General features: G+C 46.4%; 12 protein-coding genes. 10 read left to right on the top strand and 2 right to left on the bottom strand.

Features of this window, described 5'->3' with window-relative positions; all coding sequences use genetic code 11:
* The 7 genes from RIB93_RS20330 to RIB93_RS20360 form a co-directional block, all read left to right on the top strand.
* Window positions 1-185 (top strand): hypothetical protein (locus RIB93_RS20330; protein ID WP_446375016.1); only part of this gene is annotated, 185 nt, incomplete at its 5' end.
* A gap of 2 nt (window positions 186-187) precedes the next feature.
* Entirely contained in the window at window positions 188-355 is a 168-nt protein-coding gene (locus RIB93_RS20335) for a hypothetical protein (RefSeq protein ID WP_446375018.1), read from the top strand.
* Window positions 356-441: 86 nt separating this feature from the next.
* Window positions 442-1,029 carry an IS607 family transposase gene (locus RIB93_RS20340; protein ID WP_446375020.1) on the top strand — a complete coding sequence of 196 codons (588 nt, stop codon included), beginning with the start codon at window positions 442-444 and terminating at the stop codon, window positions 1,027-1,029.
* A 103-nt stretch (window positions 1,030-1,132) separates the two neighbouring features.
* Window positions 1,133-1,423, top strand: a complete 291-nt coding sequence (locus RIB93_RS20345; protein ID WP_446375022.1) for a hypothetical protein — start codon at window positions 1,133-1,135, stop codon at window positions 1,421-1,423.
* A complete protein-coding gene (locus RIB93_RS20350) occupies window positions 1,411-1,587 on the top strand; it encodes a hypothetical protein (RefSeq protein WP_446375024.1) in 177 nt (58 codons plus the stop codon). The genes RIB93_RS20345 and RIB93_RS20350 overlap by 13 nt, the downstream gene beginning before the upstream one ends.
* Before the next feature lie 114 nt (window positions 1,588-1,701).
* Window positions 1,702-2,868 (top strand): VWA domain-containing protein, encoded by a 1,167-nt coding sequence (locus tag RIB93_RS20355; RefSeq protein WP_446375026.1) that lies wholly within the window; start codon window positions 1,702-1,704, stop codon window positions 2,866-2,868.
* 449 nt (window positions 2,869-3,317) lie between these two features.
* The gene (locus RIB93_RS20360) at window positions 3,318-4,001 is read left to right on the top strand and encodes an SDR family oxidoreductase (RefSeq protein ID WP_446375028.1); all 684 of its coding nucleotides are present in this window, start codon (window positions 3,318-3,320) and stop codon (window positions 3,999-4,001) included.
* Here the strand turns inward: RIB93_RS20360 and RIB93_RS20365 are convergent.
* Window positions 3,988-4,446, bottom strand: coding sequence for a hypothetical protein (locus tag RIB93_RS20365; protein ID WP_446375030.1), 459 nt, complete (start codon window positions 4,444-4,446; stop codon window positions 3,988-3,990). The two genes, RIB93_RS20360 and RIB93_RS20365, sit on opposite strands and share 14 nt — an antisense overlap.
* A gap of 87 nt (window positions 4,447-4,533) precedes the next feature.
* On the opposite strand from RIB93_RS20365, the gene petN reads away from it, so the two are divergent.
* The 3 genes from petN to RIB93_RS20380 all read left to right on the top strand — a co-directional run bounded on the left by petN (window position 4,534) and on the right by RIB93_RS20380 (window position 5,689).
* A complete protein-coding gene (petN, locus tag RIB93_RS20370; protein WP_071777176.1) occupies window positions 4,534-4,623 on the top strand; it encodes a cytochrome b6-f complex subunit PetN in 90 nt (29 codons plus the stop codon).
* A gap of 7 nt (window positions 4,624-4,630) precedes the next feature.
* Entirely contained in the window at window positions 4,631-4,765 is a 135-nt protein-coding gene (locus tag RIB93_RS20375) for a hypothetical protein (protein WP_446375032.1), read from the top strand.
* A 432-nt stretch (window positions 4,766-5,197) separates the two neighbouring features.
* Window positions 5,198-5,689: a YajQ family cyclic di-GMP-binding protein gene (locus RIB93_RS20380; protein ID WP_446375034.1), complete on the top strand. Its 492-nt coding sequence runs from the start codon at window positions 5,198-5,200 to the stop codon at window positions 5,687-5,689.
* A gap of 239 nt (window positions 5,690-5,928) precedes the next feature.
* Here the strand turns inward: RIB93_RS20380 and RIB93_RS20385 are convergent, their stop codons facing one another.
* Window positions 5,929-6,423 carry a tetratricopeptide repeat protein gene (locus RIB93_RS20385; RefSeq protein ID WP_446375036.1) on the bottom strand — a complete coding sequence of 165 codons (495 nt, stop codon included), beginning with the start codon at window positions 6,421-6,423 and terminating at the stop codon, window positions 5,929-5,931.
* Window positions 6,424-6,620: the final 197 nt, after the last annotated feature.

The following is a 6,620-nucleotide window of genomic DNA, read 5'->3' on the forward strand; positions in this document are numbered from 1 at the left end:
ACCGGAAGACGATCAGCGTCGGGATACGGCTTGAACCCCAGGATTGGGAAAACCTCAATCAGCTAGCAGCCAGTCTGGGAATGACCCGCACGGAACTGATCACCCAAATATCCAGAGTCCAAAATCCACAAGACTTACAAGCATTTCAAAAGGCGAAATATCTGGGGGAATCCTCAGCCAATTAATCTTGGAAACCCAAGAGGAATTGGCATATCTGGAACAGAAGTTACCTCGATTGAGGGCGCGGCTTAGCTGTCTTCAACAGCTAGACCGGGATTTGCAGCAAAAAACCAGTGAAGACTTCGACGAGGAAGACAAGGTTGGCGATAAGGAAGGAGAGAATGCTAATGACTAAAGCATGATTTGCAGGTAATTTCTATATTTTTCCGGAATTATATTCCTCAATCCGGTAAGATATTGAGGAAGCCAACAGAATCAACAATGAGATATGTCACACCGAGAGAAGCGTCTCAAGTTCTCCAAGTCTCGGAAAAAACACTTAGGAACTGGGACAGAGACGACAAAATACGAACAATTAGAACTCCTGCGGGTCATCGACGGTACGATATCGATTCCGTCGTCAATCCAGAAGGCGATACAAGAATCAGAATTCTCTACGCCAGAGTTAGCTCATACAAGCAAAAATCAGACCTGGAGCGACAAGCCGACTACTTGCAATCATTGTTTACAGACGGAAAACTCATCAAAGAAATTGGCTCAGGACTTAACTACAAGCGCAAAGGGCTTTTATCCCTTTTGGGACAAGTCCTGTCAGGAAATGTCAAAGAAGTTGTGGTCTGTCACAAAGATAGACTCGTCCGGTTTGGTCTTGACCTCATCGAATGGTTTTGTCAACAAAAAGATTGTCAACTCGTGGTTCTCAACCGAAGTGACTTATCTCCAGAGCGAGAAATGGTTGAAGATATCCTTGCCATCGTCCACGTCTTCAGTTGCCGATTGTACGGACTCAGGAAGTACAAATCTGCTATCAAGGAAGATTCGAGTCTACCCAGAGACAGCCTTAGCTGAAACCTGGCTTCACTGGATATCAGCGGCTCGATGGTGCTTTAATCAGGCAATCGCCATACTTAAAGCCCAAAAAATTGGTAAATACGACTTAAGAAAAACGGTGATGGGTTTGGCTCCATCTTGGGTAAATAAAACCCCATACAACCCACGCCAGTTGGCTGTATTTCAGGCGTTTGAAGCGCATAAATCCGCGAAAAAATCAGGGGGAGATGCCAAATTTCGCTCAGTGCGTGAACCGGTTAAATCCATCCGCTTTCAAAAAGACAACTGGAAAAAAGGAACGTTCTATCCAACACAGACTAAGGGGCTTTCTTTCAAGGCAAGTGAACCGATTGCTTCCCAAATGCAGAAGGTGCCTACCTTGGTACTCGACAGAGGACGTTGGTTTATCTGATAGAGGAGAACGCGATTCAGTTGGCTCATTACCGATCAGAAGTGGAACGGCTGGAAAAAAGGCAGCGCCAGCTTGAAGAACTGTTTGACCAGTTAAGGGTAAAGACTGGCGAAAACCTTGATGATGAGGACAAGGTTAGCGACGATAAAGGAGAGAATGACTAACAAACGCAGCAACTGAGTTAATGATTAGAGGGTGATTTACACGATCGCACAGCTTTTCTCCACTCAATCCGATACAATAACTCAATCAGCATCCGGTAATTGCTACTAGAAACGATGACCCAGCCAGAACGCCTACGCCGTTGGCGACTTCTCTTAGGGGGTGGAGACGCCGATGGTATTTGTCAGGAGAATGGTCAGGGAGAAGCCGCAGATTCCTTTACCCTCAATCCAACGGATCAAGCCATTGATAATGCCCTCAGCGCCCTCTACGATTCTGACCGCCGTGGTGGACTTGGGAGTTCTTCCCCCAATATTGCCCGTTGGTTAGGCGACATTCGCACCTATTTCCCCTCATCAGTCGTACAGGTGATGCAAAAAGATGCAATGGCACGCCTTAACCTGCAACAGATGCTGCTGGAACCGGAACTGCTAGAAGCCATTGAACCGGATGTTCATCTCGTGGCAAATCTACTATCCCTTAGTAGCATTATGCCCAGCAAAACCCAAGAAACCGCCCGCCGTGTGGTACGTCAAGTCGTTGAACAATTGCAGCGTAAATTAACCAACCCCACCCGCCAAGCCATAATCGGTAGCCTCAACCGTGCCATTCGCAACCGCCGTCCCCGCCATAATGAAATCGACTGGAACCGCACTATCCGGGCTAACCTAAAACATTATCAACCTAAATACGGCACAATTATCCCCGAAACCCTAATCGGCTACGGACGCAAACGCAGTTCTTTACAAGATATTATCCTCTGCATCGACCAAAGTGGTTCTATGGCAACGTCTGTCGTCTATGCGGGAATCTTTGGGGCGGTGCTAGCCTCTCTCAGGGCAGTACAAACCCGAATTGTCGTATTTGATACGTCGGTTGTAGACTTAACCGACGCCGCGCCAGATCCCGTAGATTTACTCTTTGGTACTCAACTGGGAGGCGGAACCGATATTAACCGCGCCCTCACCTACTGCCAAGGACTGGTGCGTCGTCCTCAGGACACTATTTTAGTGTTAATTAGTGACCTATATGAAGGGGGAAACCGGGAAGAAATGCTTAAGCGCGTGGCGGCATTGGTGGGATTAGGAGTTCAATTGATCACACTGCTTGCCCTCAATGATGAAGGTGCGCCCATGTATGATCATTGGATAGCCGAAAAACTTGCCGGATTGGGTATCCCAGCCATGGCTTGCACGCCTGACCAGTTTCCTGATTTAATGGCTGCTGCAATTCAGCGTCAAGATATTGCACAATGGGCGTCTGCACGGGGGTATGGTGTTTAGTAGGGGTTTGGTTACCAAACCCTTACTCCACCAAAAAGGGGTAGTTAATCTGGATGTAGTGTTAACCAGAAAACGTCAGACAAAAGACAACCAACAACTATGACGGCAAAAGGACAGTTAAGCCTTTGCCGTCACAATTTGTTATAATTTTTGCCAGGACTAGAAAACTCAATTTGTCAGGCGTTGCTGAATTAACAGCTTAATTCAGTGGCGCTTTTTCTTGAATCTTCACTTTACCGAAGTTTTCGTGAGAATGTCCACGAAAATTGCCGGAATTTATCTAAATTTTAGGGCAGAGCCTAATTTTGTCAAGATTTTGCTTAGATCAAAGCGCTAGTTACACCCGATAACTCGATTATTCTCCACTGGATCACAGTTATTTTTAAGATAATGGGCAATTGTGAAATTAAAGTGAAAACAGGAAACGAATTTTCTCTAAGGAAGGACAGATGATTGAAACAGATAAGTCTTATATTTTTCTGGCAGGCGCTAGTCGCGGGGTGGGTCGAGAAATCGCCAAATACCTGGTTGAGCAAAACCAGAAGGTTAAAGCCCTGTTGCGTTCCCCAGACTCTCGCCCAGAGTTAGAAGCGATGGGGATTCAGGTGGTGATGGGAGATGCCCTAGATGCGGTAACGGTTGAACACACCATGCTGGGAGATGAACCGATTCAGGCGGTGATTAGTACGATAGGCGGCTTACCCAAAGAGGGTCAACGAGCGGATTTCTTGGGCAACAAGCATTTAATTGATGCGGCACTCAAGGCTAAGGTACAAAAGTTTATCCTAATTTCCTCGATTGGGAGTGGTGAGAGTGCGATCGCCTTACCCCCCCAAGCGTTGACCACGTTGAAGCCTGTACTCATTGAAAAAGAACAAGCAGAGAACTATTTGAAGGATAGCGGACTGACCTATACTGTGATTCGACCCGGTGGGTTGAAGTCAGAACCTGCAACCGGAACGGGTGTGGTGACAGAAAATCAAAAGGTGGCGGGAACGATTCATCGCGCCGATGTCGCCCAGTTAGTTTGTCAGTGCTTGTTCTCAGAGGCGGCAAATAATAAAGTCCTCGCCGCTATTGATCGGATGCAGATGTATGGGTATCCGGAGTTTGAGGAACTCAGCTTGACGTGAAGGGTTTGACCCAATGGCGCTGAATTGCCCAATCGAGAGTAAAACGGGCGATCGCAAATTCGATGAGACTCTCGATGACTAAGATACCCCAAACCCAAAAGGTATCGGTGATATCCGGCTGTCCCTCTATTACCGCCAAACCCCGTACCAAACCAAACGCTAACACGACTCCTGCTTTCAGTTGGGGATTTTGGTCATCCCGGATGGCGTAGCGGTAGGTGACGCCAAACAAAAAGCCGGACAAAAACGCGATCGCGACTTTGATCAATAGGGTTATATTAGCCCGGACATCCAGTAAGCTGAGGGCAGGGGACGGGGTGGATAGAAGCAGTGAGTGCAACAGCGCGATCGCACAATAGGTTAAGGCTAGGGATAATCCCCCCAGGATAGCCGCTTTCAGGGATTCGATCCGTTCAGCGTCAGTGGGGTCAAAGGAAGAGTTCACGACTTTCGCTCCTGGTGGTCAAAGACGGTTCAAATTGAATTATCATAAACCTTGGAGTCATTTCTTAATCATTACTCATAAAGCACGATGGATATTTTGTCATTAGGCTGGGTCGCCACTCTGGTTCTGTTCACTTGGTCGATTGCGATGGTAGTCTGGGCTCGTAACGGGTTCTAGAGAGATTGTGGAAGGTTCTATTTTTACCGTCATATTTTTAGCGGCGGCTGGACTCTTACTCCTGGTGACGGGGGGTGTCGTTTACTTAACCGCCGTTGAATGGCGCGATCGCCGTCGCCGCGATCGGGATAAGAAACTGTAAGCCCAATACTGTAGGGAATAGGGAAGCTGAAGGGGCTGGGGGAGAACAATTCCCCATATAGTAGGGGTACGGCAGTGCTCATTGGTGTCAACTTAAGCTCAACCCCTCTCCCCCAGCCCCTCTCCCACGCCGGGGAGAGGGGAGTAAGAGAATCTGGTTCCCCTTCTCCCCACGGTGGGAGAAGGGGTTAGGGGATGAGGGGGAAATTTTGAGCAGTAAATAGACATAGCTGAGAACCTTACCAGCATTGGTTTTCGACTTTAAGTTGACACGGATGGGTAGTGCCGTGTCCCTACAAGTGTCCCCCATGCTACCAAGAACGTGTAAGTCCTAGACAGGACAATGATGAGTCGTATTCAATGTTGAAAGCGGCTAGGTTTAACGGTATAAGAAGATAACTGTACCTTCTGAATGCGCTCACATCATTAGATTATGGCTTCAACCTATTCATTTGATATCGTCAGTGATTTTGACCGACAAGAGTTGGTGAATGCCTTAGACCAAACAAATCGCGAAATCAGCAGCCGTTATGACTTGAAAGACACAAAGACAACGGTTGACTTGGGGGATGACACCATTACCGTGAATACCGATAGCGAATTCACCCTAGATACTGTACATAGCATTATGCTCACCAAAGCCACCAAGCGTAAACTCTCCCCGAAAATTTTCGACTACGGCAAAGTTGAATCAGCGAGTGGTAATCGAGTACGCCAAGAAATTAAACTGCAAAAAGGAATTAGTCAAGATATTGGCAAAAAAATCGCCAAACTGATTCGGGACGAATTCAAAAAAGTACAAGCCTCGATTCAAGGCGATGCGGTTAGAGTGACAAGTAAATCCAAAGATGATTTACAACAAATTATCCAGCGCTTGAAACAAGAGGAATTGCCTGTAGCGCTGCAATTTACGAATTATCGATAGAAGACATAGATAGGTCTGGGGTTTTCTGGCACAGATGTAGATAAGCTGTCATGCATTTAAATTGGGAATGGGTAGCGAGCAAGATGTAAAGCCTGCGGCATGGCTTCGCTTAACGCACTACAAGGATTTCGGCATGATTGACATTAAGGTTTAAATGCCGATAAAACATCCCAAAAATACCAAAATAAAAATAGTTGTAGAGACCTAGCACGCTAAGTCTCTACAACTTGATTAAAATCTTAAAATCGCGAAGCTGTTAGTATTACATCGGCATATTTCCAAGCCTCTTGAAACCGTTCTTGTACCGCCCTAGCTTCCTGTATTTTTCCTTGTGCCTGTAAGCTTTGAGCAAGTCCAAACAATGACCAGCCGTTATCGGGATGAATTTCTAAGTCTTGGCGGTAGACTTGTTCGGCTGTAGCCGTTTGATCCGCGTCTAATAAGACAGCACCTAAGGATTGTCGCACAGGATAATACCAGGTTTCTGGCTCATCGTAGCGTAGTTCATCTTGAAGACGGACTGCCATTTGTAAGTGTGCGATCGCGGATTCATAATCTGCCTGTTTAGCTGCCAATTCTCCGGCTAAAACTTCAGAGGCAATGTGCAACAAATTGGCTGTAGGATTGATATCCCAGATGAGCATTTTAGCCAACTCTGGATCAGCCGCGATCGCGTTTAACTGGTTGAGTTCCTCTGTAGCTTGGTCTAACTGACCTTTGCTTAAAAATGCCATGCCACGAGCATAATGCCTAGACTCCGCACTTCAACTTGAAGTACAAGAAACTACACATCCAATCAAGGGAAAAAGTCTGAAAAATTAAACACTTGAATATCTTCTAAAGAAACAGTAATTGTTTTTGGGACTCTTGAGAGTTTTTTTGAGCAGCCTAAATTTAGGAGTATCTACTCTCCTTACACAGATTTATACCT

The organism is Coleofasciculus sp. D1-CHI-01 (assembly GCF_040218875.1).
Classification (GTDB): domain Bacteria; phylum Cyanobacteriota; class Cyanobacteriia; order Cyanobacteriales; family Coleofasciculaceae; genus Coleofasciculus.

What these genes read in the sequence shown, in the direction of transcription:
- RIB93_RS20340 (WP_446375020.1), top strand. Translation starts at nt 442, where the DNA reads ATGAGATATGTCACACCGAGAGAAGCGTCTCAAGTTCTCCAAGTCTCG.
- RIB93_RS20345 (WP_446375022.1), top strand. Translation starts at nt 1,133, where the DNA reads ATGGGTTTGGCTCCATCTTGGGTAAATAAAACCCCATACAACCCACGC.
- RIB93_RS20355 (WP_446375026.1), top strand. Translation starts at nt 1,702, where the DNA reads ATGACCCAGCCAGAACGCCTACGCCGTTGGCGACTTCTCTTAGGGGGT.
- RIB93_RS20360 (WP_446375028.1), top strand. Translation starts at nt 3,318, where the DNA reads ATGATTGAAACAGATAAGTCTTATATTTTTCTGGCAGGCGCTAGTCGC.
- petN (WP_071777176.1), top strand. Translation starts at nt 4,534, where the DNA reads ATGGATATTTTGTCATTAGGCTGGGTCGCCACTCTGGTTCTGTTCACT.
- RIB93_RS20380 (WP_446375034.1), top strand. Translation starts at nt 5,198, where the DNA reads ATGGCTTCAACCTATTCATTTGATATCGTCAGTGATTTTGACCGACAA.
- RIB93_RS20385 (WP_446375036.1), bottom strand. Translation starts at nt 6,423, where the DNA reads ATGGCATTTTTAAGCAAAGGTCAGTTAGACCAAGCTACAGAGGAACTC.